This is a genomic window from Mycolicibacterium litorale, from assembly GCF_010731695.1.
Classification (GTDB): Bacteria; Actinomycetota; Actinomycetes; order Mycobacteriales; family Mycobacteriaceae; genus Mycobacterium; species Mycobacterium litorale.
In genome coordinates this window covers 170,975-194,034 of record NZ_AP022586.1, presented here as the reverse complement: position 1 = coordinate 194,034, position 23,060 = coordinate 170,975, and the positions used below count along the sequence as shown (strand labels likewise).

The 23,060-nt window shown below is 68.7% G+C and carries 27 protein-coding genes and 1 pseudogene; 15 read left to right on the top strand and 13 right to left on the bottom strand.

What is annotated here, in order from left to right; translation table 11 throughout:
* Window positions 1-2 precede the first annotated feature (2 nt).
* Complete coding sequence (locus tag G6N30_RS00955; protein ID WP_134055537.1) at window positions 3-788, top strand: adenylate/guanylate cyclase domain-containing protein; 786 nt, start codon at window positions 3-5, stop codon at window positions 786-788.
* On the opposite strand, the gene G6N30_RS26875 is transcribed toward G6N30_RS00955, so the two are convergent.
* A complete protein-coding gene (locus tag G6N30_RS26875; protein ID WP_134055539.1) occupies window positions 785-946 on the bottom strand; it encodes a hypothetical protein in 162 nt (53 codons plus the stop codon). The genes G6N30_RS00955 and G6N30_RS26875 overlap by 4 nt on opposite strands.
* Before the next feature lie 41 nt (window positions 947-987).
* Here G6N30_RS26875 and G6N30_RS00950 point away from each other — a divergent pair, with 41 nt between their 5' ends.
* Window positions 988-1,692: a guanylate cyclase gene (locus G6N30_RS00950; RefSeq protein ID WP_134057432.1), complete on the top strand. Its 705-nt coding sequence runs from the start codon at window positions 988-990 to the stop codon at window positions 1,690-1,692.
* Here G6N30_RS00950 and G6N30_RS00945 read toward each other — a convergent pair.
* From G6N30_RS00945 to ychF, 6 genes are all read right to left on the bottom strand, one after another.
* Complete coding sequence (locus G6N30_RS00945; protein ID WP_134055541.1) at window positions 1,680-2,000, bottom strand: hypothetical protein; 321 nt, start codon at window positions 1,998-2,000, stop codon at window positions 1,680-1,682. The two genes, G6N30_RS00950 and G6N30_RS00945, sit on opposite strands and share 13 nt — an antisense overlap.
* Before the next feature lie 133 nt (window positions 2,001-2,133).
* A complete protein-coding gene (locus G6N30_RS00940) occupies window positions 2,134-2,310 on the bottom strand; it encodes a hypothetical protein (RefSeq protein WP_163687305.1) in 177 nt (58 codons plus the stop codon).
* Window positions 2,311-2,363: 53 nt separating this feature from the next.
* The gene (locus G6N30_RS00935; RefSeq protein WP_134055543.1) at window positions 2,364-3,584 is read right to left on the bottom strand and encodes a serine hydrolase domain-containing protein; all 1,221 of its coding nucleotides are present in this window, start codon (window positions 3,582-3,584) and stop codon (window positions 2,364-2,366) included.
* 281 nt (window positions 3,585-3,865) lie between these two features.
* Entirely contained in the window at window positions 3,866-4,585 is a 720-nt protein-coding gene (locus G6N30_RS00925) for a dienelactone hydrolase family protein (protein WP_134055545.1), read from the bottom strand.
* A 207-nt stretch (window positions 4,586-4,792) separates the two neighbouring features.
* Window positions 4,793-5,134: a DUF1801 domain-containing protein gene (locus G6N30_RS00920; protein WP_179965530.1), complete on the bottom strand. Its 342-nt coding sequence runs from the start codon at window positions 5,132-5,134 to the stop codon at window positions 4,793-4,795.
* A gap of 33 nt (window positions 5,135-5,167) precedes the next feature.
* A complete protein-coding gene (gene ychF, locus G6N30_RS00915) occupies window positions 5,168-6,241 on the bottom strand; it encodes a redox-regulated ATPase YchF (RefSeq protein ID WP_134055549.1) in 1,074 nt (357 codons plus the stop codon).
* 84 nt (window positions 6,242-6,325) lie between these two features.
* On the opposite strand from ychF, the gene G6N30_RS00910 reads away from it, so the two are divergent.
* Entirely contained in the window at window positions 6,326-7,498 is a 1,173-nt protein-coding gene (locus G6N30_RS00910; protein WP_134055551.1) for a DUF6542 domain-containing protein, read from the top strand.
* Between the two features lie 10 nt (window positions 7,499-7,508).
* On the opposite strand, the gene G6N30_RS00905 is transcribed toward G6N30_RS00910, so the two are convergent.
* Both G6N30_RS00905 and G6N30_RS00900 read right to left on the bottom strand, forming a co-directional pair.
* Window positions 7,509-7,715: a zinc-ribbon domain-containing protein gene (locus G6N30_RS00905; protein ID WP_134055553.1), complete on the bottom strand. Its 207-nt coding sequence runs from the start codon at window positions 7,713-7,715 to the stop codon at window positions 7,509-7,511.
* Between the two features lie 61 nt (window positions 7,716-7,776).
* Complete coding sequence (locus G6N30_RS00900; RefSeq protein WP_134055555.1) at window positions 7,777-8,778, bottom strand: 4-hydroxy-3-methylbut-2-enyl diphosphate reductase; 1,002 nt, start codon at window positions 8,776-8,778, stop codon at window positions 7,777-7,779.
* Window positions 8,779-8,831: 53 nt separating this feature from the next.
* Here G6N30_RS00900 and G6N30_RS00895 point away from each other — a divergent pair, with 53 nt between their 5' ends.
* The 4 genes from G6N30_RS00895 to G6N30_RS00880 all read left to right on the top strand — a co-directional run bounded on the left by G6N30_RS00895 (window position 8,832) and on the right by G6N30_RS00880 (window position 12,007).
* Window positions 8,832-9,395 (top strand): lipid droplet-associated protein, encoded by a 564-nt coding sequence (locus tag G6N30_RS00895; RefSeq protein WP_134055557.1) that lies wholly within the window; start codon window positions 8,832-8,834, stop codon window positions 9,393-9,395.
* 20 nt (window positions 9,396-9,415) lie between these two features.
* On the top strand, window positions 9,416-10,645 hold the full coding sequence (gene xseA, locus G6N30_RS00890; RefSeq protein WP_134057434.1) for an exodeoxyribonuclease VII large subunit: 1,230 nt from the start codon (window positions 9,416-9,418) through the stop codon (window positions 10,643-10,645).
* Window positions 10,632-10,844, top strand: a complete 213-nt coding sequence (locus G6N30_RS00885; protein WP_134055559.1) for an exodeoxyribonuclease VII small subunit — start codon at window positions 10,632-10,634, stop codon at window positions 10,842-10,844. Before xseA ends, G6N30_RS00885 begins: the two co-directional genes overlap by 14 nt.
* 62 nt (window positions 10,845-10,906) lie before the next feature.
* Window positions 10,907-12,007: a 3-beta-hydroxysteroid dehydrogenase gene (locus G6N30_RS00880; protein WP_134055561.1), complete on the top strand. Its 1,101-nt coding sequence runs from the start codon at window positions 10,907-10,909 to the stop codon at window positions 12,005-12,007.
* A gap of 5 nt (window positions 12,008-12,012) precedes the next feature.
* Here the strand turns inward: G6N30_RS00880 and G6N30_RS00875 are convergent, their stop codons facing one another.
* Both G6N30_RS00875 and G6N30_RS00870 read right to left on the bottom strand, forming a co-directional pair.
* Window positions 12,013-12,258, bottom strand: coding sequence for a hypothetical protein (locus tag G6N30_RS00875; RefSeq protein ID WP_322789958.1), 246 nt, complete (start codon window positions 12,256-12,258; stop codon window positions 12,013-12,015).
* 164 nt (window positions 12,259-12,422) lie between these two features.
* On the bottom strand, window positions 12,423-13,139 hold the full coding sequence (locus G6N30_RS00870) for an MgtC/SapB family protein (RefSeq protein WP_134055563.1): 717 nt from the start codon (window positions 13,137-13,139) through the stop codon (window positions 12,423-12,425).
* A gap of 123 nt (window positions 13,140-13,262) precedes the next feature.
* On the opposite strand from G6N30_RS00870, the gene G6N30_RS00865 reads away from it, so the two are divergent.
* The 6 genes and pseudogenes from G6N30_RS00865 (at window position 13,263) to G6N30_RS00840 (ending at window position 19,016) form a co-directional block, all read left to right on the top strand.
* Window positions 13,263-14,804, top strand: coding sequence for an arylsulfatase (locus tag G6N30_RS00865; protein WP_134055565.1), 1,542 nt, complete (start codon window positions 13,263-13,265; stop codon window positions 14,802-14,804).
* Entirely contained in the window at window positions 14,804-15,688 is an 885-nt protein-coding gene (locus G6N30_RS00860; protein WP_134055567.1) for an HAD family hydrolase, read from the top strand. Before G6N30_RS00865 ends, G6N30_RS00860 begins: the two co-directional genes overlap by 1 nt.
* Window positions 15,681-16,162, top strand: a pseudogene (locus G6N30_RS00855) (SUMF1/EgtB/PvdO family nonheme iron enzyme). The gene G6N30_RS00860 and the pseudogene G6N30_RS00855 overlap by 8 nt, the downstream one beginning before the upstream one ends.
* Window positions 16,163-16,218: 56 nt before the next feature.
* Entirely contained in the window at window positions 16,219-16,983 is a 765-nt protein-coding gene (locus tag G6N30_RS00850; protein WP_134055569.1) for an SDR family NAD(P)-dependent oxidoreductase, read from the top strand.
* Window positions 16,983-17,801: an SDR family NAD(P)-dependent oxidoreductase gene (locus tag G6N30_RS00845; RefSeq protein WP_134055571.1), complete on the top strand. Its 819-nt coding sequence runs from the start codon at window positions 16,983-16,985 to the stop codon at window positions 17,799-17,801. The genes G6N30_RS00850 and G6N30_RS00845 overlap by 1 nt, the downstream gene beginning before the upstream one ends.
* 9 nt (window positions 17,802-17,810) lie before the next feature.
* On the top strand, window positions 17,811-19,016 hold the full coding sequence (locus G6N30_RS00840; protein ID WP_234880195.1) for an AI-2E family transporter: 1,206 nt from the start codon (window positions 17,811-17,813) through the stop codon (window positions 19,014-19,016).
* On the opposite strand, the gene G6N30_RS00835 is transcribed toward G6N30_RS00840, so the two are convergent.
* Window positions 18,991-19,824, bottom strand: a complete 834-nt coding sequence (locus G6N30_RS00835; protein WP_134055573.1) for a dienelactone hydrolase family protein — start codon at window positions 19,822-19,824, stop codon at window positions 18,991-18,993. The two genes, G6N30_RS00840 and G6N30_RS00835, sit on opposite strands and share 26 nt — an antisense overlap.
* 17 nt (window positions 19,825-19,841) lie before the next feature.
* The gene (locus G6N30_RS00830; protein ID WP_134055575.1) at window positions 19,842-20,501 is read right to left on the bottom strand and encodes a DUF4245 domain-containing protein; all 660 of its coding nucleotides are present in this window, start codon (window positions 20,499-20,501) and stop codon (window positions 19,842-19,844) included.
* A gap of 55 nt (window positions 20,502-20,556) precedes the next feature.
* On the opposite strand from G6N30_RS00830, the gene glpX reads away from it, so the two are divergent.
* Window positions 20,557-21,585 carry a class II fructose-bisphosphatase gene (glpX, locus tag G6N30_RS00825; protein ID WP_134055577.1) on the top strand — a complete coding sequence of 343 codons (1,029 nt, stop codon included), beginning with the start codon at window positions 20,557-20,559 and terminating at the stop codon, window positions 21,583-21,585.
* A gap of 30 nt (window positions 21,586-21,615) precedes the next feature.
* Complete coding sequence (locus tag G6N30_RS00820; protein ID WP_134055579.1) at window positions 21,616-23,028, top strand: class II fumarate hydratase; 1,413 nt, start codon at window positions 21,616-21,618, stop codon at window positions 23,026-23,028.
* Window positions 23,029-23,060 lie beyond the last annotated feature (32 nt).

Sequence of the window (23,060 nt, the reverse complement as noted above, 5' to 3'; positions counted from 1 at the left end):
CCGTGAGCGGACCCGAGATCGCCGCGGTGGTGCTCGCCGTCGTCGCGGCCGCGGAGGCGGTGGGCCTCGTCACGCTGTGGGTGCTGCTGACCCGGTCCCGCCGTGAGGCCGACGAACTGCGGGCGCGTGTCGACACCCGCAACATGCTGCTCAGCGGGGGGCGCGAGGCGGTCAAGCAGGTGTGGCAGACGGCGAACCTGGTGCGCGAGAAGGGTTTCGGCGGCGCCATCCGGTCGTCGATCGAGGACCTCGCCGACTGGTTCGAGGTCGAGCGCCCGGATCTCGCACGCCTGGCGCCCGACGGCCGGGTGACGATCATGTTCTCCGACATCGAGGATTCGACGGCGTTGAACAACCGGATCGGCGACCGGGCGTGGGCCCGGCTGATCGGCCGTCACGCCCGATCGGTGCAGCGGTTCGTCGATCAGCACGACGGCCATGTGGTCAAGAGCCAGGGCGACGGATTCATGATCGCGTTCGCCACCCCGGAGAACGCGGTGCGCTGCGCGATCGCCCTGCAGCACGCGCTGCGCCGCAGGCCCAGCGGGATCAAGGTGCGCATCGGCATCCACACCGGTAAGTCGGTGCGGCGCGGCGAGGATCTGTTCGGCCGCAACGTCGCGATGGCCGCGCGGGTGGCCGCCGAGGCGGACGGGGGCGAGATCCTGGTCAGCGAGGCGGTCCGGGACATGGTCGACGGCGTCGACGGCGTGACGATCGGCGACAGCCGCGAGGTCGCGCTGAAGGGCTTCAGCGGCAAGCACCAGCTGTACTCGGTGAGCGGTTAGCGCCCCGGTTCGGCCTCGGCGAGCCGCTCATGCAGACGAGCGCGGATGTCGTCCGGTGTGTAGGCCCGGCGGCGGCGCTGGTCACGTGCGACGAGGGCACCGCCGGCGACAACGCCCGCGACACCGGCCAGCCCGACCCACTTCCAGATGCTGCGCATGCACAGAGTGTGCCTAAGCTGCGCTGGTGAACGCGAACACGGTGTCGTTGACGCGGGCGCTGGAGGAGACCCGGACCGGGGACGTCTGGCTGTTCCGCGGCGCGTCGGGCCCGGACCGGGCGATCCAGGCGATGACCAACGCGCCGGTGAACCACGTCGGCATGACGGTCGCCGTCGACGATCTGCCGCCGTTGATCTGGCACGCCGAACTCGGTGACAAGCTGCTCGACCTGTGGACGGGCACGCACCACCGCGGGGTGCAGCTCAACGACGCCCGGGAGGCCGTCGAGCGATGGATGCACAGCTACGGGCAGCGGTGCTGGCTGCGGCAGCTCACCCCCTCGGTCACCCGCGAGCAGGAAGACCGCATGCTGCGGGTCATCGCCCGCATGGACGGCACCCCGTTCCCCAGCACCGCGCGGCTGACCGGGCGGTGGCTGCGGGGACGGCTGCCGGTCGTCAGCGATTTCACTCGCGGTATCCCCTTCGTGCACAGCAGGGTTCGCGAGTCAGCCGAACGAGCCAAGGCCCGTAAACGCACCACACTGCAGACCGCGTATTGCGCGGAGACGGTGGCGATCACCTACGAGGAGATGGGTCTGCTCACCACCGAGAAGAACGACAACTGGTTCGACCCGGGCTCGTTCTGGAGCGGTGACGCGCTACCGCTGGCCGGCGAATACCGCCTCGGCGACGAGATCGCGGTGGTCGCCGAGGCGGTATCGCGTGACGATCAGGGCGTGTAGACGTAGAACTGGCCACCCCACTCGACGCCCCACTGGTCGAGGTCGTCGTTCCACACGACCGGCAGCTCAGGCGCATCGGGCACCGGCGGGATCCAGCGCACGTTCTTCAGGTGCCCGGGCGGCGGTGCACCATTCAGCCCCGGCGGAAGCGGGTTGCCGGGCACCACACAGTTCACCCCGGGACCGGGGCAGATGTGGCCGGGATCGAACGGCTGCGCCTGCGCGACACCGCCGACGAATCCGGCGGCGCCCAGTGCGAATGCTCCTACCGTCGCCGCACCGGCGGCGGTCTTCTTCAGATACCTCATCGTGAACCTCCTGGTCATGGCGGGGCCCGGACCGGGCCTCGAATCACCACCCGGGCCGGGCGACTTCACGACCCCCTCGAGATCTTCGGTACCCCCGTGCCGGGGCCGACCAAACCCGCGAGCTGTGATCGCTCTAGCGGCGCCGGCCGGCGAGCAGGAGCGGCAACCGCACGATCGCGAGGATCTGGTTCATCCGGCGCCGCCTCGCCCGCATCTTGAGCATCACCCGCACCCCGACGGCCACGGCGGCGACCACCACGACGATCCACATCGTCGCCGCCACCAGGTAGACCATCTCGACCATCGCCACCCCACGAGCGTTCACGGTTCCCGTCGCGGTCAGGTCACGGCCGTGACACATGTCTACGACAGCGACAGGCCGGCATAGATCTGGTCGAGCAGCGGGGCCAGCATCGCCTGCGCGGTGGTGCGCCCGTCGGGTGACAGCGTGAGGTTCGTCCAGATGACGAGGCTGACGTCGTTGTCGGCGTCGTGACCCATGAACGAGTTGAAGCCGGGCAGTTCGCCGCCGTGGTAGTACATCGCGGCGTTCGGGCCGAACCGCTGATACGAGATGCCGTACCCGTATTGCTGCGCATCGGGTGCATCCGGGTCCTCGGGACGCAGGCTCGCGGTCCACTGCCGCTGGTGGTCGGCGTCGAAGACCTCGCCGTCGACGAGTGCCGCCATCCAGGTGGACAGATCGTCGGCCGTGGAGATCGCACCGCCCGCAGCCGTGGCGTAGGAGGAGTTCTGGTGGGTGTAGTCGACGGGTTCGAGCGTCCCGTTCCTGGCCCCGGCCTGCATCTGCGCCGGATAGGGTTCGTCGGCGAGGGCGTAGAAGCTTCCGCCGTACATGTAGCCGTGCGAATAGGGCGTCGGCATGGTGGTGTCGTCGACCGCGGGCAGCGAGGTCTGGGTGATGCCGACGGGGCCGAACAGCCGGTCGTCGAACTGCCGAGCCAAGGGTCGGCCGCCGGCTTTCTCGGCGACGAGTCCCAGCAGCGCGTAGTTGGTGTTGCTGTACTCGTAGGCGGTGTCGGGTGCGAACTGCGGCGGATGCCGATACGCGATCTCCAGCACTTCGCCAGGGCTCCAGGATCTTCGAGGGTCGGCGTCCAATGCGGCCGCCAGCACCGGATCGGACGTATAGCCGTAGAGACCGCTGCGCATGGTCAAAAGCGCTGCGAGGGTGATGTTCTCGCCGTTGGGCACGTTCTGCACGTAATCGGAGACGGGGTCGTCGAACCTCAGCTTGCCGTCCTGGGCGAGCAGGACGATCAGCGCCGCCGTCATGGTCTTGGTGTTCGAGGCGATCCGGAAGTGGGTGCCTGCCGTGGGCGGGGTGTGGGCGCCGAGTTCGGTGGTACCCGCGGCGGCGGTGAAACGGCCCTGCGGTGTGCGGAGCAGAACGAACGCACCGGGCACCATCAGCTCGCCGGCCAGTCGGTCGACGAGGGTCTGCAGTTCCTGCGCATCGATGGTCCGCAGTGCCGGCGCAGTGCTGGTGGACGCGCATCCCGGGAGCAACAGGGCGATTACGAGGGCCGCGATGTGCAGCGGATGCCGGGAGTGGGTCGTCATCGCGCCACCGCCTCTGAGATGGGCTCGCTGGGCCGGACATTACCGGGCGAGGGTTCAGCCGGTGGCCGTTCCGGACACCTGCTCCCGGATCGCGTCTCTGTCGATCAGCGACCACACTTCGGCGATCCGCCCGGCACGGAACCGGTAGAAGAGGTGTTCGGCGAACGACACCTGCGGTGAACGTCAGGTCTGGGATCGCGCGGGTGTCGGATTGCAGCATCGACCGGTACCCGTTGAGCCCTAGGTGTTCTCCGTTGTAGACGACCTCACCGCGCTGACGCTCACCTCAGATGCCGGGCGAAGAAGCGCGCAGCGTCATCCCCCGCGAACTGCGGTACGCCGGTGTGCCCACCCATGTTGGCGTGCAGCGTCTTCTCCTCGGAGCCGAAGGCGTCGAACAGATCCAGCGCCAGCTGCCGGTCGTTTCCCTCGTCGTCCCACTGGAGTAGGACGTGCAGCGGAATCGTGACTTGGCGGGCCTCGTCGAACATCGAGCGGGGCACGAAACTGCCGGCGAAGAGGACGGCCGCCGCGATGCGCGGCTCGACCACAGCCAGCCGGGTCCCGATCGCAATCGGCCCGCCCGAGTATCCGATCGGGCCGCGGACCTCGGGCACCGACAGCAGTGCGTCGATGGCGGACTGCCATTCCGGCACCGCGTTCTCGACCAAGGGGATGACGAGCCGGTCGACGATCTCGTCGACCGGCTCCCCCGCCGCCAGTGCCCGGCGCAGATCGGCGCGGGCCTGCTCGGCGTCGGGGGACCGGGGGCGGTCACCGCTGCCGGGAAGCTCGATGGTGGCTGCGGCGAAGCCGATCGCCAGCGACTGCCGGGCGCGGCTCGCGAGCCGCGGGTACATCGCGCGTAGACCACCCGGATGGCCGAGCAGGATCAGTGGGGCCAAAGATGCGGGCGTCCACAGGATGCCGGGGATGTCGCCGAGGATGAATTCGCGTTCGAGGCTGCCGTCGTCGTGGCGGTGTTCAGAAGTGAAGTGCATGGCCGTGCCTTTCGGGAGCGACTCGTTGAACGGCGCTCCCGGACGACCTATCGCCCGACCGTGACCCCGAAGAGGAGCACCCACGTCGATACGTTCACGGGTACCACCTCCTCGCTCTCCTGCACGGTCGGTCGAAAGATAGCAACGGCCGCCGTCGATGCCAACCGGTTTTTGCCCCCTCCGACAACGCGTTCCGGCACGCCCAGGCTAGGTGCGGTTGACCCTGACCGCCTCCTGGATCAACGCCTTGAACGCCTCCGGGTCCAACGTGTCGTCCTCGTGCAGGTCGATGGAGCGCCCGACGGGCGCCTGCAGACTGGCGTTGAAGAGGCCATCCGGGTCGTTCAAGGACGAGCCCTTGGCGAAGTTCACCTTGACCTTGCCCTTGTACATCTCGAGGGTGCAGATCAGCCCGTCCAGCGAGAACGCCGGCACGCCGTCGGGATTCGACGGCTTGCGCCACTTGATCTCCTCGACGACGTCGGGCTCGGCCTGCTTGATCAACGACCGAATCTCAGCGACTCGACCGATGCGCCAATCCTCGGTCACAGCGCCACTGTATCGACCGGTGACCGCGCACATCTACACGTTGAAGCGGAACTCCACCACGTCACCGTCGGCCATCACGTAGTCCTTGCCCTCCATGCGGACCTTGCCGGCCGCCTTGGCCGCGGCCATCGATCCGGCCTCGACGAGGTCGTCGAACGACACGATCTCGGCCTTGATGAAGCCCTTCTCGAAGTCGGTGTGGATGACGCCTGCGGCCTTGGGCGCGGTGTCGCCCTGGTGGATCGTCCACGCCCGCGCCTCCTTGGGACCCGCGGTCAGGTACGTCTGCAGCTTGAGCGTGTGGAACCCCGCCCGCGCGAGCGCGTCGAGCCCGCGTTCGGTCTGCCCGATGGACTCGAGCAGTTCGGCGGCCGACTCGTCGTCGAGCTCTTGGAGCTCCGCCTCGATCTTGGCGTCCAGGAACACGCAGTCGGCGGGCGCGACCATCTCCCGCAGTTCCACCTTGCGCGCCTCGTCGGTCAGCACCGACTCGTCGGCGTTGAACACGTACAGGAACGGCTTGGTGGTCATCAGGTTGAGCTCGCGCAGCAGGGTGACGTCCGTACCGGCCGCGAACAGCGTCGTGCCGCCGTTGAGGACGTCCTGCGCCGCGACGGCCGCCTCCAGCACGGGCTTGCGGTCCTTGTTGTTGCGGGCTTCCTTCTCCAGCCGCGGCACCGCCTTCTCCAGCGTCTGCATGTCGGCGAGGATCAGTTCGGTCTCGATCACCTCGATGTCCGACTTCGGGTCCACCTTGCCGTCGACGTGGACGACGTCGTCGTCGGCGAAGACCCGCACCACCTGACAGATCGCATCGCACTCGCGGATGTTGGCGAGGAACTTGTTGCCGAGCCCCGCCCCTTCCGAGGCGCCCTTCACGATGCCGGCGATGTCGACGAACGTCACGGGCGCGGGCACGATCTTCTCCGAGCCGAACATCTCCGCCAGCTTGTCGAGCCGGGGATCCGGCAGCGCGACCACACCTTCGTTGGGTTCGATCGTCGCGAACGGGTAGTTCGCCGCCAGCACGTTGTTGCGCGTCAGCGCGTTGAACAGAGTCGACTTACCCACATTCGGCAGTCCGACGATTCCCAGGTTGAGGCCCACAGGGACCACAGTCTGCCAGAGCGTGACGGGCTCGCCCGCGCGCGCTGGAAGCGCACTGCACCGCCGAGCCGGTACGGTCTAGCTGTGTCCGGACAGCGCGCACGGTCGGCAGTACCGGCCGACCAACGCTCTGTGCACCCCCTTTTCCCAGGTCTGCCGTGGTGGGGTGCCGTCGTACTGGCGTTCACCACGACCGCGGTCGGCTTCGCCTTCGACGCGGGTTCCGGCAGCCGTGAGCTCAGCTCCGTCTTCTCGGCGTGCTACGTGCTGGGCTGTCTGCTCGCGGTGCTCGTCGTCCGTCAGGCCGGCATCTTCACCGCGGTGATCCAGCCGCCGCTGCTGCTGTTCGTCACCGTGCCGGGCGCCTATTTCCTGTTTCACGGCTCCGAGATCAACGGCCTCAAGGACCTGGCTATCAACTGCGGCTATCCCCTCATCGAGCGGTTCCCGCTTATGTTCTTCACCTCGGCGGCGGTCCTGCTGGTCGGCATGGCCCGCTGGTATCTGGGCATGTCGTCACGCCACGGCGCGGCCGTTTCGGCACCGGCGAGTACGACGGCGAAAGCCAAGACCATGAAGGAGTCGCCCGCGGCCGGTGGCCTCGTCGCGACGCTGAAGAACAAGGTGTCCGGGCTCATCGCGGCCCCGGCTTCCCCCGGCGACGAGCAGGACGACGAACCGCCCCGACGGGCGCGCAACTCGCAGCGTCCGCGGCGCACCACCAAGCCCGGGACCGACGACCGTGCGAGGGCCGGGCGCGAGACCGCCCGCGGCGCCGCCGCACGGAAACCCGCCAAGCGCACCGGCACGCCGTCGCGTGCGCGGCACAACCGTCCGCCTGAGACCGAGATCATCGAGCCGGTCGTCGACAGGCCGCGGCGGCCCCGGTCGACGTCGCGGACGTCGGAGTCCCCCGAACCGCGCAGGCGGACCCGCGCCCAGACGCCCCGTGACGGCCGTGAGCCGCGCGAGCCTCGAAAGGTGCCGCCCCGGGAGCGCCGTTCGGCCTACGAACGCCCCGAACGCACCGAGCGGTCCGAACGGCGTCCTGAACGCCGCAGCCGCAGCGAGGGGTACGACCCGTACGAGTCCTACGAGCCGCTGGAACCCCGTAGCCGCAACGGCAGCTCGAGTCACCACCCGATCTCGCGGGTACGTTACCGCGGTGCGGAGGACGAGGACGAGCGCACCCAGGACCGCAGCCGTCCGCGGGCGCGGCGCAGCTGGGATGCCGATGCCTGGGAGTACGACGTCTGAGGACGTCTCGCTAGACGGCGACCGAGGTGCCGCAGATACCGCAGACCTCGAACTGCCTGCGCTTCCACCGGGCGATCGGGATGAAGAACACCGTGAACTGCTTGAACTGACGCATGCGCTGCCACTGCGTCGTGTTGTGGCAGCGCGGACAGGTCCGGGTCCCGCCTGCGCCGAGGTACTGCTGCTTGGTGCTGAGGCCGAACAGGAAGAAGAACACGCCCCCAGCGTAGGGGTGGCCCTCCGGAACCCTGCCCTCCGGAACCCTGGCCTCCCGAACGCTAGGTGCGCGCGGGGCGGATCTCCCGCGGCAGCGCGAAGACGAGCGTCTCGTTGGCGGTGGTGACCGGCTGGACGGTGTCGTATCCGTACTCGGCGAGCCGCTCGAGCACCCCGCGCACCAGGACCTCGGGCACCGACGCGCCCGAGGTGACGCCGACCGTGGTCACGCCGTCGAGCCACGCCGGGTCGATGTCCTCGGCGTAGTCGACCAGGTGGGCCGCGCGCGAACCGGCGCCGAGCGCCACCTCCACCAGACGCACCGAGTTCGACGAGTTCTTCGAGCCGACGACGATGACCAGTTCACACTCCGGCGCCATCGCCTTGACGGCGACCTGGCGGTTCTGGGTGGCATAGCAGATGTCGTCGCTGGGCGGATCCTGCAGCGTCGGGAACTTCTCCCGAAGCCGGCGCACCGTCTCCATGGTCTCGTCGACGCTCAGCGTGGTCTGCGAGAGCCAGATGACCTTGTTCGGGTCGCGCACGGTGACGTTGTCGACGGCGTCGGGGTTGTCGACGACCTGCACGTGGTCGGGCGCCTCACCGGCGGTGCCGACCACCTCCTCGTGGCCTTCGTGGCCGACGAGCAGGATGTCGTAGTCGTCGCGCGCGAACCGCTTGGCCTCGTTGTGCACCTTGGTGACCAGCGGGCACGTCGCATCGATGGTCTTCAGATTGCGGGCGGCGGCCTCGACGTGCACGGTCGGGGCGACGCCGTGGGCGGAGAACACCACGATCGCGCCCTCGGGCACCTCGTCGGTCTGTTCGACGAAGACGGCGCCGGCCTTGGCCAGCGTCTCCACCACGTAGCGGTTGTGCACGATCTCGTGGCGCACGTAGACCGGGGCGCCGTGCTTCTCGAGCGCGCGCTCGACGGTCTCCACGGCGCGGTCCACGCCGGCGCAGTATCCGCGCGGCTCGGCCAGCAGCACCCGCTTACCGGACACGCCGCCCGTCACCGAGCTGGACGCACCCGGAATCCCCATGTTGATCGTCGACGGCATGCGTCCCAGGGTACTGACCGATGCCGCCGACCGCCCAGCCGTAGGCTGTCCGCATGGCTACTGCACCCTATGGGGTTCGTCTGCTGGTCGGCGCTGCCGTCACCGCGGTCGAGGAGACCCGCAAGCTGCCACACACGATCCTGATGTATCCGATGACGGTGGCCAGCCAGGTCGCCAGCATCGTGATCCATCTGCAGCAGAATCTCGCCGACCTGGTGAACAAGGGCGACGAGACGCTGGAGACGCTGTTCCCGCCCAAGGACGAACAGGCCGCGTGGGCCACGTTCGACGAGGACGACGCCGATTCGTCCGCACCGTCCACCGACGGAGACCGGCGCACCGAGGGGCGCTTTGCGCTGTACTCCACCGGTGAACCCGAGACGACGGGCTCCGACGAGCCGAGTACCGGCAAGCAGGCGTCCGCGGCGACCGACACGCCGGCGATCGTCACCGAGATGGATTACGAGTCGCTGACGCTTGCGCAGCTGCGGGCCCGGCTGCCGTCGCTGAGCGTCGACGACCTCGAGGCGCTGCTCGCCTACGAGGGCGCGACCCGCTCGCGCGCACCGTTCCAGACCCTGCTGGCGAACCGGATCACCCGCGCCAACGCCAAGTGACGACCCCGGCGGGCCGGGATATGACCGAGGCCGAGCAGGGCAAGTCCCCCGAGAACCCGTGGCCGGTCCGGGCGGTCGCCACCCGCGTCGCCAAGTACATCGACCGGCTCGGCATGGTCTGGATCGAGGGTCAGCTCACCGAGCTCAAGCTGCGCCAGACGACGGCGTGGATGGTGCTGCGTGACCCGGCCGCGGACATGTCGCTGTCGGTGAGCTGCCCGCGCGACCTGGTCGCCAACGCCCCCGTGCCGCTGTCGGAGGGCACTCAGGTGATCGTCCTGGGCAAGCCGCAGTTCTACACCCGCAACGGTTCGTTCAGCCTGCGGATCAGCGAGATCCGCGCGGTCGGGATCGGCGAACTGCTGGCCCGGATCGACCGGCTGCGCCGACTCCTCGACGCGGAGGGCCTGTTCGATCCCCGGCTCAAACGGCCCATCCCGTTCCTGCCCGGCACCATCGGGCTGATCACCGGTCGCGCCAGCCATGCCGAGCGCGACGTGATGACCGTGGCGGCCAACCGGTGGCCCGCAGTCCGGTTCGCCGTACGCAACACCGTCGTGCAGGGCCCCAACGCCGTCCCGCAGATAGTGGATGCGCTCCGCGAGCTCGACCGGGACCGCAGTGTGGACGTCATCGTGCTGGCCCGCGGCGGCGGGAGCGTGGAGGATCTGCTGCCGTTCTCCGACGAGACGCTGTGCCGGGAGATCGCCGCGTGCACCACGCCGGTGGTGAGCGCCGTGGGTCACGAACCCGACAATCCGCTGTGCGATCTGGTCGCCGACGTGCGCGCGGCCACCCCCACCGACGCCGCCAAACGCCTGGTGCCCGACGCCGCCGCCGAGCAGGCGTTCGTCGCCGACCTGCGGCACCGCAGCGCCCGGGCGCTGCGCCACTGGGTGCACCGCGAGCAGCACCACCTCGACCAGTTGCGCAGCAGGCCGGTGCTGGCCCGTCCGCTGCAGGCGATCGACGCGCGTGCCGACGAGGTGCAACGCGCCCGGTCCGCGGCGCGCCGGGACATCCGACGCATGCTGACGGTCGAGTCCGAACGCGTCGGCCACCTCGCGGCCCGGCTGACGACGCTCGGCCCCGCCGCGACGCTGGCGCGCGGATACGCGGTGGTCCAGACCATGCCCGATGCGCAGGTGCTCCGGACGACCGCCGATGCGCCCGCGGGCACGCATCTGCGCATCCGGGTCGCCGACGGTGCGATCACAGCGGTGAGCGAGGGAGCCGATGAAGCCCATTAGTGAAATGGGGTACGAGGAGGCGCGCGACGAACTGGTCGCCGTCGTGCAGCAGCTCGAGCAGGGCGGCCTCGACCTCGACACATCGCTGAAACTGTGGGAGCGCGGCGAAGAGCTGGCCCGATGCTGTGACGAACATTTAGCTGGCGCCCGCCAGCGCATCGAAACCGCACTGGGTGAGCGCGACGCCGACGACGAATGAGCCGGCAACCGATTTCCGGTTGAGGGTTCAGAACTAGAACACGTTTCAGTTATAGTCGCCCCATGGGTGATGCATCGTTGACGACCGAACTGGGCCGGGTGCTGGTGACGGGCGGCTCCGGCTTCGTGGGCGCGAACCTCGTCACAGCGCTGCTCGAGCGCGGCCACCATGTGCGCTCGTTCGACCGTGCGCCGTCCCCGCTGCCGGCGCATCCGCGGCTGGAGACCCTCGAGGGGGACATCTGCGATCCGGAGACCGTGGCCGCCGCTGTCGCCGGGGTCGACACCGTCTTCCACACCGCCGCGATCATCGACCTGATGGGGGGCGCCTCGGTCACCGAGGAGTACCGCAGGCGCAGCTTCGCGGTGAACGTGGGCGGCACCGAGAACCTCGTGCGGGCCGCACAGGCCGCCGGGGTGAAACGGTTCGTCTACACCGCGTCCAACAGCGTGGTGATGGGCGGTAAGCGCATCGTCGCCGGGGACGAGACCCTCCCGTACACCGAACGGTTCAACGACCTGTACACCGAGACCAAGGTCGTCGCCGAGAAGTACGTCCTGTCCGCCAACGGTGTCGACGGCATGCTGACGTGTTCGATCCGGCCGAGCGGCATCTGGGGCCGCGGCGACCAGACGATGTTCCGGAAGGTCTTCGAAAGCGTGCTGGCCGGCCACGTCAAGGTGCTGGTGGGCAGCAAGAACGTCAAACTCGACAACTCCTACGTGCACAACCTCGTGCACGGGTTCATCCTCGCCGCCGAGCACCTGGTGCCGGGCGGGACCGCGCCGGGGCAGGCGTATTTCATCAACGACGGCGAACCGATCAACATGTTCGAGTTCTCCCGCCCGGTCGTCGAGGCCTGCGGTGAGCGCTATCCGCGACTGCGGGTGCCGGGCCGGCTGGTGCGTTTCGTGATGACCGTGTGGCAGCGACTGCACTTCCGCTTCGGACTGCCCAAGCCGCCACTGGAACCCCTTGGCGTGGAACGGGTTTACCTCGACAACTACTTCTCCATCGCGAAGGCCGAGCGGGATCTCGGGTACCGGCCGCTGTTCACGACCGAGCAGGCCATGGCGGACTGCCTGCCCTACTACACGGAGTTGTTCGAGAAGATGAAGGCCGAGAAGAACACCTCACCGGTGGCCGTCGTCACGGCGCGGTGACGCAGTCAGGACGTCGGCTCTGCGGTCAGGCTGTCGTCGTCGACGAACACCAGTCCCCCGTCGTCGAGCGCCACCGCCCAGCGGCGCGCGGCGTCGGCGATATGGTGCTCCCCGATGTCGACCGCTTTTCCGGCCGTGTCAGCAAAATCCTCGACTATGACACCGGTCTTTTCATGATCGGTTCCGGGATACACCAGCACCCGCGAATCCATCGATATGCCGGAATTCCCGCCCTCGTCGGCATCAGCCATCATTTCCACACCTCCACCCGCACATTGTCCCCCTGAAGTGAATCACGACGACACGCGGGCAGAGCCTGTTCTGCCTATTCGTCTTTTCGTGTTCTGTGGACCGGCAAACGACCGCTTCGAATAGGGGTCGGCGGCAACGCAATTTCAGCCGCGATGATCGGAATTCAGGGCCGGGCGAACCGCTCGGCGGCTTCGTCGGGAATGCTCCACTGAACCGCCTGGATGCGGGCGTCGACCGCGAGCGCACCGACCGCCGCCTCGAGCACCGCGTCGTCGCGTGCCGCGGCCGACAGGCCCACCCGGATCTCGACTGTCCCCGCCCCGGCCGGCGCCGACCGCATGGAGGTCAGCGTCAGCCGCGGATCACCGACGGTCCGGATCAGCAACGCGCGGACGTCGTTGTCGCGGTCGTCGCGGCAGACCACCGTCAGCAGATAGTCCACCGGCGGATGCTCTCTGCCGCTCCAGTTCTTGCGCCGGTCCATCGTCTCGGCCAGCGGCTGCAGAAGCAGGTTGGCGGCGAGAACGATGACGGCGCTCGCGAGAGCCTCACGCCACAGCCACGCGCCGGCCAGCGCACCGACGGCGGCCGTCGACCACAGTGTCGCGGCGGTATTCAATCCGGTCACCGACATGCCCTGCTTCATGATGACTCCGGCGCCGAGAAAGCCGATCCCCGTGACGATCTGGGCCGCGACACGGGTGGGGTCGGCGTTGGGGAAGCTGTAGGCGCCGAGGATGAGATAGAGGGCGGACCCCGTGCTCACCAACGCCATGGTCTGCAGACCCGCCATGCGCGAGCGCCACTGCCGTTCCAAGCCGATCGCCACACCCAGCAGGGTCGCCAGCCCGACGCGGGTGAGCAGGTCGACTGCCAACATGCCTGCGATTGTGCGGGACGGTGCGACGTTCGTTATCCAGACACGCACAGTTGGGCCAATGCGCCTCCCGTCGCGCCGTCGAGTCCCTACGATCGGTGTAACCACGGACGCGAGGGGTCACGCATGCCGAACGGGAAGCCGAACATCCTCGTCATCTGGGGTGACGACATCGGCATCACGAACCTCAGTTGCTACAGCGACGGCCTGATGGGTTACCGCACCCCGAACATCGACCGCATCGCGGCCGAGGGGATGCGCTTCACCGATTCCTACGGTGAGCAGAGTTGCACCGCAGGCCGGGCCGCCTTCATCAGCGGACAGAGCGTGTACCGGACCGGCATGAGCAAGGTGGGTGTGCCCGGCGCGCCGATCGGTTGGGCCGCAGAGGATCCGACGATCGCCGAACTGCTCAAGCCGCACGGCTATGCGACCGGTCAGTTCGGGAAGAACCACTTCGGTGACCTGAACAGGCACCTGCCGACCGTGCACGGTTTCGACGAATTCTTCGGCAACCTGTATCACCTCAACGCCGAAGAGGAACCGGAGCAGTTCGACTATCCGCACAAAGATCAGTTCCCACGGCTGTACGAACTGGCATTGCCCCGCGGGGTGCTCAAATGCAAAGCCACCGAGGAGGTTTCGAGCGAGCCCGACCACGAGCGGTTCGGCCCGGTCGGCAAGCAGGCCATCGAGGACACCGGCCCGCTGACCGCCAAGCGCATGGAGACCATCGACGACGACATCGCCGATGCCACCGTGGACTACATCCGTCGCCAGCACGACGAGGGCAATCCGTTCTTCGTGTGGTGCAACTTCACCCACATGCACCTCTACACCCACGTCAAAGATGGCAGCCGCGGCCAGGCCGGGCGCTGGCAGTCGGAGTACCACGACGCGATGGTCGACCACGACCGCAATGTCGGCACCGTCCTCGACGTGCTGGACGAACTCGGGATCGCCGACGACACGATCGTCGTCTACTCCACCGACAACGGCCCGCACCGCAACAGCTGGCCGGACGGCGGCACCACACCGTTCCGCAGCGAGAAGAACACCAACTGGGAGGGCGCATTCCGGGTGCCCGAGCTCATCCGGTGGCCGGGGAGGATCGCAGCGGGTTCGGTGTCGAACGAGATCATCCAGCACCACGACTGGCTGCCGACGTTCCTGGCCGCGGCCGGCGATCCGGACATCGTCGAGAGTCTCAAGAAGGGCCACCGAATCGGTGACACCGAGTACCGGGTGCACATCGACGGCTTCAACATGCTGCCCTACCTCACCGGGCAGGAGGAGCACAGCCCGCGGCGTGGGATCTTCTACTTCTCCGACGACGGTGATCTGGTCGCCATGCGTTTCGAAAACTGGAAGGCGGTGTTCCTCGAGCAGCGCTGCCCCGGCACGCTGCAGGTGTGGGCCGAGCCGTTCACCCATCTGCGCGTACCGAAGCTGTTCAACCTGCGCACCGACCCGTACGAGTACGCCGACATCACGTCGAACACCTACTACGAGTGGTTCCTGCGCCACGACTTCTTCGTCTTCTACATGACGGCCATGGCGACAGCGTTTCTCGAGACCTTCAAGGAGTTCCCGCCGCGCCACGAGCCGGCGAGCTTCACCGTCGACCAGGCCGTCAAGAAGCTCGAAGATTTCCTGGCCGCGGATTAGTGCTCGAACACTGGATCGACGGGCCCACGAAGTCGGCGATCGCCGACTTCGTCGCACACGCGGTCACCGACATCGCACCCGAGGATCGCGTCGCGGTCTTCGACAACGACGGCACCCTGTGGTGTGAAAAGCCGGCCTACATCCAGCTCGACTTCGTCGTGCGGCGGCTGGCCGAGAAGGCCGCCGGTGATCCGGCGCTGCGCTCACAGCAGCCGTACCGAGCGGCCGCCGAGGGTGACCTCGCCTGGTTCGGCGGCGCCATCACCAAGCACTACCGGGGCGACGACAGCGATCTCGAATTGCTTGCCGTGGCCGGTCTCTCACTGCACGTGTCGATGACGGTCGACGAGTACGCGGCCCGGGTCGCGGAGTTCTTCGCCCACGCCGAGCACCCGACTCTCGGCCGACCGTACCGCGAATGCACCTACGCGCCGATGGTCTCGCTGCTGCGCCATCTCGAAGCGCACCACTTCACGTGCTACGTCGTCTCCGGTGGTGGACGCGATTTCATGCGGCCGGTCACCGGCGCGCTCTACGGCATCCCGCCCGAGCGGGTGATCGGCAGTGCACAGGGATTGTCGTTCGACGGCACCGGCGACCTGGTCATCCAGCCGACCCTCGACGTCTTCGACGACGGGCCCGAGAAGCCCGTCCAGATCTGGAGCCGCATCGGTCGGCGTCCGATCGTCGCGGTCGGCAACTCCAACGGCGACGACGAGATGCTCCGGTACTGCCGCGGCCTACGGCTCCTGGTGCACCACGACGACGCGGACCGCGAATTCGCCTACACCGCAGGGGCCGAGCGCGCCCTCGAGCACGCCCACGCTCAGGGCTGGACCGTGATCAGCATGCGCGACGACTGGGCGACCGTCTTCGGTGCCTGACGACCTCGCGCGGATACCCGCCCAGACCGCCCTGCTCGGCTCCGACCGGCACGGCCCGGAGGAGCGCCCGGTTCGCGAGGTGCGCGTCGACGGCTTCTCGATCCAGCGGCACACCGTCACCAATGCCGAATTCACGGCGTTCGTCGACGCCACCGGCTACGTCACCGTCGCGGAGCGACCGCTCGATCCCGCGCACTATCCCGGCGCACCGGCCGAGAACCTGCGACCGGGTTCCATGGTGTTCCGCCGCACCGCCGGACCACCGACTTCTACACCGAGACCGGCTCGGCCTGTTGCGCCGAGGACTCCTACGACCCGGGCCAGCCGCAGTTCCGGGTGGCGCGACGGGTGGTCAAGGGCGGGTCGTTCCTCTGCGCGGATTCCTACTGCCTGCGCTACCGGCCCGCGGCCCGACGCGGTCAACCGGTCGACACCGGTATGAGTCACATCGGCTTCCGCTGCGTGCGGCTTTGACCCGAAACCCCACGTTTCGGCGACGACTCCTGAAACCTGTTCTAGTTTTATGACCCATGACCACCAACCGCACCGCCATCGTCATCGGCGCCGCCTCGGGTATCGGCTGGGCCACCGCGCAGGCGCTGGCGGCCGACGGCTACCGCGTCGTCCTGGCCGACCGCAACGGCGACGGCGCCCGTGAGCGTGCCGTCACTCTCGGCGAGCCCCACGCGTCGGCGTACGCCGACGTCACCGACGAGGATTCGGTGCAGCGCCTGTTCGACCAGACCGGCCCCGTCGACGCGGTGGTCAACTGCGCCGGGTTCAGCAACGTCGGCCTCATCGTGGACATGCCGGTCGACCAGTTCCGCGAGGTCGTCGACGTGTGCCTGACCGGAGGCTTCGTCGTCGCCAAACACGCAGGCCGGGCGTTACGCGAAGGTGGTGCGCTGGTACAGATCTCGTCGCTCAACGGCCGTCAGCCGGCCTCCGGGATGAGCGCGTACTGCGCGGCCAAGGCGGGCCTGTCGATGCTCACACAGGTGGCGGCGCTGGAGATGGCGCCGCGCGGCATCCGGGTCAACGCCGTCGCCCCCGGTTTCGTGCACACCCCGCTGACCGATCCGGCCGCCAGCGTGCCCGGCGTGGTCGAGGAGTACCTGGAGAACACCCCGCTGGGGCGGGCCGGCCAACCCGAGGACGTCGCGGCCGCCGTTGCCTTCCTCTGCTCCCCCGCGGCCTCGTGGATGACCGGTGAAGTGCTCGACCTCAATGGCGGCGCCCACCTCAAGCGGTATCCCGACATCCTCGGTCACGTGATGAAACTGGCGGGGGCATAGTGGATTTCGCGGGCAAGCACGCGATCGTCACCGGCGCCGGCTCAGGGATCGGCGCGGCACTGTGCCGGGCGCTGGCCGCGGCGGGCGCCGACGTGCTGTGTACCGACATCGACCCCGTCGCCGCCGAGGCCACCGCGCGCGGATTGGGCGCCCGGTGGGCGCACCTGGACGTGACCGACGCCGTCGCCGTCCAGCGCACCGTCGACGAGGTGGTGGCCCGCGCCGGGCGGCTGGACCTGATGTTCAACAACGCCGGCATCTCCTGGGGCGGTGACACCGAACTGCTCACGCTCGACCAGTGGAACGCGATCATCGACATCAACATCCGCGGGGTCGTCCACGGTGTGGTGGCGGCGTACCCGCAGATGATCAGTCAGGGGCACGGCCACATCGTCAACACCGCCTCGATGGCCGGTCTGACCGCGGCCGGCCTGGTCACCAGCTACGTGATGACCAAACACGCCGTCGTCGGCCTGTCGCTGGCGCTGCGGTCCGAGGCCGCGGCACACGGCATCGGTGTGCTCGCGGTGTGCCCCGGGGCGGTGGAGACACCGATCCTCGACAAGGGCGCCATCGGCGGCTTCGTCGGCCGCAACTACTACCTTGGCACCAAGGGCATGTCGACCGCCTACGACGCCGACCGGCTCGCCCGCGACACCCTGCGGGCCGTCACCCGCAACAAGGCGATCCTGGTCAAACCCCGGCAGGCCCACGCCGCTTGGCTTTTCGCGCGTGCCGCCCCCGGACTGATGCAGCGCATGGCCGCCCGGTTCGTCAGCGAGCAGCGGGCAGGGCAGCGGGCGGTCGACGCGGGATAGGGTGCTGCGGTGTCGACGGGAGATGAGCGGGCGCCGGACGACAGCGATGCCGGCCTGACCCAGTCCCAGAAGCGCGCGCTCGCGGTGTGCACCCTGCTCGCCATCGCGTTCGGCGCGTATTTCCTGCGCGGGTTCTTCATCCTCGTCGTGGTCGCCGCCGTCGCCGCCTATCTGTTCGCCCCGCTCTACGAACGCTTGCAGCGACGGCTCGGCACCGGCCTGTCGGCGACGTTGACGCTGCTGGCAGCGATCCTCACCGTGATCATCCCCGTCAGCCTCGTGGTGTTCCTGGCCATCATCGAGATCACGCAGATGGTCACGACGGTGAGCCAGTGGATGGAAACGACCGACGTCAGCACCCTCGGGGACCGGGCGCTCGAGATGGTCAACAACCTCGCCGCAAAAGTGCCCTACCTCGACATCCACGTCACCCCGGACACCCTGCGCGACGGGGTGGTCACCGTGTCCCAGCGCGTCGGCGAATGGCTGCTCGCCGTGCTGCAGGGCGCGCTCGGCGGGGTGATCGGCGCGGTCGCGGCGTCGATCATCTTCCTGTACGTCTTCCTCTCGCTGCTCACCAAGCGGGAACGGGTGCGCACGCTGATCCGTCAGCTCAACCCGCTGGGCGAGGAGATCACGGACATCTACCTGTCCAAGACCGGCGCGATGGTGCGCGGCACCGTGATGGGCCAGTTCGTCATCGCGATGGTCCAGGGGGTGGCGGGCGCGATCTCGATCTACGTCGCCGGCTTCCACGAGGGCGTCTTCTTCTTCGCCGTGATCTTGAGCGCGCTGTCGGTGATCCCGCTGGGCAGCGGCGTGGTCACGATCCCGTTCGGCGTCGGGATGGCGGTGTTCGGCAACGTGGTCGGCGGAGTCTTCGTCGTGCTGTTCCACCTCATCGTCGTCACGAACATCGACAACTTCCTGCGCCCGATCCTCGTCCCCAAGGCGGCGCGCCTCGACCCGGCGCTGATGCTGCTCGCGGTCTTCTCGGGCATCGCGATGTTCGGCTTCTGGGGCATCGTGCTCGGCCCGGTGCTGATGATCATCATCGTCACCACGATCGGCGTGTATCTGGCGGTGTACAAGGGCGTTCCGCTCGACCCGCCGGAGGACGACGAACCGCGCCGACCCGCCAAACCGCGGTGGTGGCGGTGGCTGCGGGCACGGCTCGGGCGCGGCGGCGCTACGCCCCGGTCAGCCGCTCGGTGAGGAATGCGACGACGCGTTTGCGCGCCTCGTAGGCGGGGTGGCCGTCGACCTCGCGGATCTGATCGGTCAGCACCGAATGCGCGTTCGGCGAGATGCCGTGCGGATTGCCCTTCGTCGAGTCGATCTCGATGACCTCGAAGGCGTCGCCCAGCCGCGACTTGAGCGTGCTGAACCGCTCGCGCGGCGACATCCAGTCCTGGCTGAACCGCAGCCCGAGGGCGCACAACCCGTCATCGGCGGCACGGCGCTCGATGATCCGCAGTTCGCCTTCGGACAGGCCGGGGTCGCGTTTGTGCCTGCCGGTCAGGGGCAGCGGCAGCGACGGCTGGCTGAGCACCGGGGCGAGCACACTGTCGTCGACGGCGGCGGCCAGCGCGAAACCGCCGGTGAAGCACTGCCCGATCACCCCGACGCCCTTACCCGGCGTGCGCGCGTTGAGGTCGCGGGCCAGCGCCCGCAGGTAGTGCGCCACCGGGCGGTCGGCGTTGGTCGCGAACGCGGCGAACTCCTTCGACACACATCCCTTGAGCAGCACCGGCGCCATACCGGGCCGCATGGCAGGCGCCCCGGGCGTGCCGAACAGCGACGGCGCCGCGACCGTGAACCCGCTGTCCACGAGGTGGTTGCCCAGGGCCAGCACGTGGGGGTGCAGCCCCGGCATCTCCGGGATGAGCACCACACCGGGGCCGTCACCCTTGCGGTAGACGTCGTGGGTGTAGCCGGCCGCGGTGAACGGCTCGGCGGTCCACCCGCTCAGGTCGGCTGCCGGAGCCGCTCCGGCGGCGACATTCGGCTTCGGTGCGGTCATCGTCGGGTCCCCCGGTCCTACCTCGCGGTCAGTGGCTGTTGCTTCTGCGTCGCGGCGGCCAGTGTGCGGAACTCCTCGACGCTGCCGGCGCCGGTGATCGCGACCTGCGCGGTTCCGGACAGTCGGGTGGTCCAGACCGGTTCCACTCCCTCGCCGCCCTGGTAGACCACCCAGCTCACCCCGTCCACGTCCTGCGCGCCGGACGGCACGAGGCCGGGGGTGATGGACCCGACGAGTTGGTCTTCGTCGGCGTTGCTCTGGCTCAGGCTCAGGTACTTTCCGCTCGGCGCCAGGTAGCCGGTCCGCGACACCACCGCGCGGGTGGCCTGTCCGGTGCGCGGATCCACCGCGCCCGCCTCGATGCCCGAGCGGCCGCCGGAGTTCGCACGCCAGCCCTCCGGCAGCTCGGGCAGCCGGATCGGGATCTCGAGCGCATCGGCGTCGGCCTGCAGCGCGCGGGCCGCGTCGTAGGACGGTGCCGGTCCCTCACTCGGACCGCGGCCCTGGAACGAGCACATGCCGAGCAGACCCGCCAGCACGATGCACGCCACCACCAGCGGTGCGATCGACCAGAACATGTCCCGGCCGTCCTGCAGCAGCCGCGGCTTGGCTTCCCGCGGCGCGGGACCGGTCGAATCCGGCGCGGGCCGCTCCGGCTGCGGGGGATCGACGGTCATGAATGCCAGTATCCCAGCTCCCCGAGGACGAGCCGCTTCTGGGACAATCTTGGCCATGCCAGATCGCCGCAGGGAAGCCCCTGACCGTAACCTCGCCCTCGAACTCGTCCGTGTCACCGAAGCCGGCGCCATGGCGGCGGGCCGATGGGTGGGACGCGGCGACAAGGAGGGCGGTGACGGCGCCGCCGTCGACGCCATGCGTGAGCTGGTCAATTCGGTGTCCATGCGCGGCGTCGTGGTGATCGGCGAGGGCGAGAAGGACAACGCGCCGATGCTCTACAACGGCGAAGAGGTCGGCAACGGCGACGGGCCCGACTGCGACTTCGCCGTCGACCCGATCGACGGCACCACGCTGATGAGCAAGGGCATGCCGAACGCGATCTCGGTGCTGGCGGTCGCCGAACGCGGCGCGATGTTCGACCCGTCGGCGGTGTTCTACATGAACAAGATCGCCGTCGGCCCGGACGCCGTCGACGCCATCGACATCACCGCGCCGATCGGTGAGAACATCCGCGCCGTCGCGAAGGTCAAGGGCCTGTCGGTCCGCGACGTGACGGTCTGCATCCTCGACCGTCCGCGCCACGAGCAGCTGATCGCCGACGTCCGCGAGGCCGGTGCGCGCATCCGGCTGATCTTCGACGGTGACGTGGCCGGCGCGATCTCGGCCTGCCGGCCCAACTCCGGCACCGACATGCTCGCCGGCATCGGCGGCACCCCCGAGGGCATCATCACCGCCGCCGCGATCCGCTGTATGGGCGGCGCCATCCACGCCCAGCTCGCCCCGAAGGACGACGAGGAGCGCCAGAAGGCGATCGACGCCGGCCACGACATCGACCGGGTGCTCAAGACCGAGGATCTGGTGTCGGGCGAGAACGTGTTCTTCTGCGCCACCGGCGTCACCGACGGCGATCTGCTGCAGGGTGTGCGCTACACCGGCGGCGGCTGCACCACCCAGTCCATCGTGATGCGCAGCAAGTCGGGCACCGTCCGCATGATCGAGGCGTACCACCGCCTGTCCAAACTCAACGAGTACTCCGCTGTCGACTTCACCGGTGACAGCAACGCCGCCTATCCCCTGCCGTAACCGCCGAAACCCTAAGGGACACAACACACAATGGCCGAAACCGACACCGACGTCGAGTACCGCATCGAGCACGACACCATGGGCGAAGTCCGGGTGCCCAAGGATGCGCTGTGGCGCGCCCAGACGCAGCGGGCCGTGGAGAACTTCCCGATCTCCGGCCGCGGCCTGGAGCGCACCCAGATCCGGGCGCTCGGCCTGCTCAAAGGCGCCTGTGCGCAGGTGAACAAGGACCTCGGGCTGCTCGACGCGGAGAAGGCCGACGCGATCATCGCCGCCGCGGCGGAGATCGCGGACGGTCAGCATGACGACCAGTTCCCGATCGACGTGTTCCAGACCGGCTCGGGCACCAGCTCGAACATGAACGCCAACGAGGTGATCGCGTCGATCGCGGCGGCCAACGGCGTCACCGTGCACCCCAACGACCACGTCAACATGTCGCAGAGCTCCAACGACACGTTCCCGACCGCGACCCACATCGCGGCCACCGAAGCTGCTGTGCGCCATCTGATCCCGGCGCTCGAGGTGCTGCACGAGTCGCTGGCCGGCAAGGCCCGCCAGTGGCGCACGACGGTGAAGTCGGGCCGCACCCACCTGATGGACGCGGTGCCGGTGACCCTCGGCCAGGAGTTCGGCGGCTACGCCCGCCAGGTCGAGGCCGGCATCGAACGGGTCAAGGCCACCCTGCCCCGCCTCGGTGAACTCGCCATCGGCGGCACCGCCGTCGGCACCGGCCTCAACGCGCCGGAGGGCTTCGGCGCCAAGGTCGTCGAGGTGCTCGTCGACCAGACCGGCATCGCCGAATTGCGCACGGCCGTCGACTCGTTCGAGGCGCAGGCCGCCCGCGACGGGCTCGTCGAGGCCTCGGGTGCGCTGCGCACGATCGCGGTGTCGCTGACCAAGATCGCCAACGACATCCGCTGGATGGGCTCGGGTCCGCTGACCGGGCTCGGCGAGATCCAGCTGCCGGATCTGCAGCCGGGCAGCTCGATCATGCCGGGCAAGGTCAACCCGGTGATCCCCGAGGCGGTGACGCAGGTGGCCTGCCAGGTGGTGGGCAACGACGCGGCGATCGCCTTCGGCGGCGCGTCCGGCGCATTCGAGCTCAACGTCTATATCCCGATGATGGCGCGCAATCTGCTCGAGTCGTTCAAGCTGCTGACCAACTCGTCGCGGCTGTTCGCCGAGCGGTGCATCGACGGTCTGGTCGCCAACGAGGAGCGCCTGCGCGAGCTGGCCGAGTCGTCGCCGTCGATCGTGACGCCGCTGAACTCGGCGATCGGCTACGAGGAGGCCGCCAAGGTGGCCAAGGAGGCGCTCAAGGAGCGCAAGACGATCCGCCAGACGGTCATCGACCGCGGCCTGACCGGCGAGAAGCTCTCCGAGGAGGAACTCGACCGTCGCCTCGACGTGCTGGCCATGGCCCGGGTCAAGGACGGCGACTGAGCTAGCGATTTCGGTGTAGTTGGTCGCCGTGA

What these genes read in the sequence shown, in the direction of transcription:
- G6N30_RS26875 (WP_134055539.1), bottom strand. Translation starts at nt 946, where the DNA reads ATGCGCAGCATCTGGAAGTGGGTCGGGCTGGCCGGTGTCGCGGGCGTT.
- G6N30_RS00945 (WP_134055541.1), bottom strand. Translation starts at nt 2,000, where the DNA reads ATGAGGTATCTGAAGAAGACCGCCGCCGGTGCGGCGACGGTAGGAGCA.
- G6N30_RS00935 (WP_134055543.1), bottom strand. Translation starts at nt 3,584, where the DNA reads ATGACGACCCACTCCCGGCATCCGCTGCACATCGCGGCCCTCGTAATC.
- G6N30_RS00925 (WP_134055545.1), bottom strand. Translation starts at nt 4,585, where the DNA reads ATGCACTTCACTTCTGAACACCGCCACGACGACGGCAGCCTCGAACGC.
- G6N30_RS00900 (WP_134055555.1), bottom strand. Translation starts at nt 8,778, where the DNA reads ATGCCGTCGACGATCAACATGGGGATTCCGGGTGCGTCCAGCTCGGTG.
- G6N30_RS00895 (WP_134055557.1), top strand. Translation starts at nt 8,832, where the DNA reads ATGGCTACTGCACCCTATGGGGTTCGTCTGCTGGTCGGCGCTGCCGTC.
- xseA (WP_134057434.1), top strand. Translation starts at nt 9,416, where the DNA reads ATGACCGAGGCCGAGCAGGGCAAGTCCCCCGAGAACCCGTGGCCGGTC.
- G6N30_RS00885 (WP_134055559.1), top strand. Translation starts at nt 10,632, where the DNA reads ATGAAGCCCATTAGTGAAATGGGGTACGAGGAGGCGCGCGACGAACTG.
- G6N30_RS00880 (WP_134055561.1), top strand. Translation starts at nt 10,907, where the DNA reads ATGGGTGATGCATCGTTGACGACCGAACTGGGCCGGGTGCTGGTGACG.
- G6N30_RS00875 (WP_322789958.1), bottom strand. Translation starts at nt 12,258, where the DNA reads ATGGCTGATGCCGACGAGGGCGGGAATTCCGGCATATCGATGGATTCG.
- G6N30_RS00870 (WP_134055563.1), bottom strand. Translation starts at nt 13,139, where the DNA reads ATGTTGGCAGTCGACCTGCTCACCCGCGTCGGGCTGGCGACCCTGCTG.
- G6N30_RS00865 (WP_134055565.1), top strand. Translation starts at nt 13,263, where the DNA reads ATGCCGAACGGGAAGCCGAACATCCTCGTCATCTGGGGTGACGACATC.
- G6N30_RS00850 (WP_134055569.1), top strand. Translation starts at nt 16,219, where the DNA reads ATGACCACCAACCGCACCGCCATCGTCATCGGCGCCGCCTCGGGTATC.
- G6N30_RS00835 (WP_134055573.1), bottom strand. Translation starts at nt 19,824, where the DNA reads ATGACCGCACCGAAGCCGAATGTCGCCGCCGGAGCGGCTCCGGCAGCC.
- G6N30_RS00830 (WP_134055575.1), bottom strand. Translation starts at nt 20,501, where the DNA reads ATGACCGTCGATCCCCCGCAGCCGGAGCGGCCCGCGCCGGATTCGACC.
- glpX (WP_134055577.1), top strand. Translation starts at nt 20,557, where the DNA reads ATGCCAGATCGCCGCAGGGAAGCCCCTGACCGTAACCTCGCCCTCGAA.
- G6N30_RS00820 (WP_134055579.1), top strand. Translation starts at nt 21,616, where the DNA reads ATGGCCGAAACCGACACCGACGTCGAGTACCGCATCGAGCACGACACC.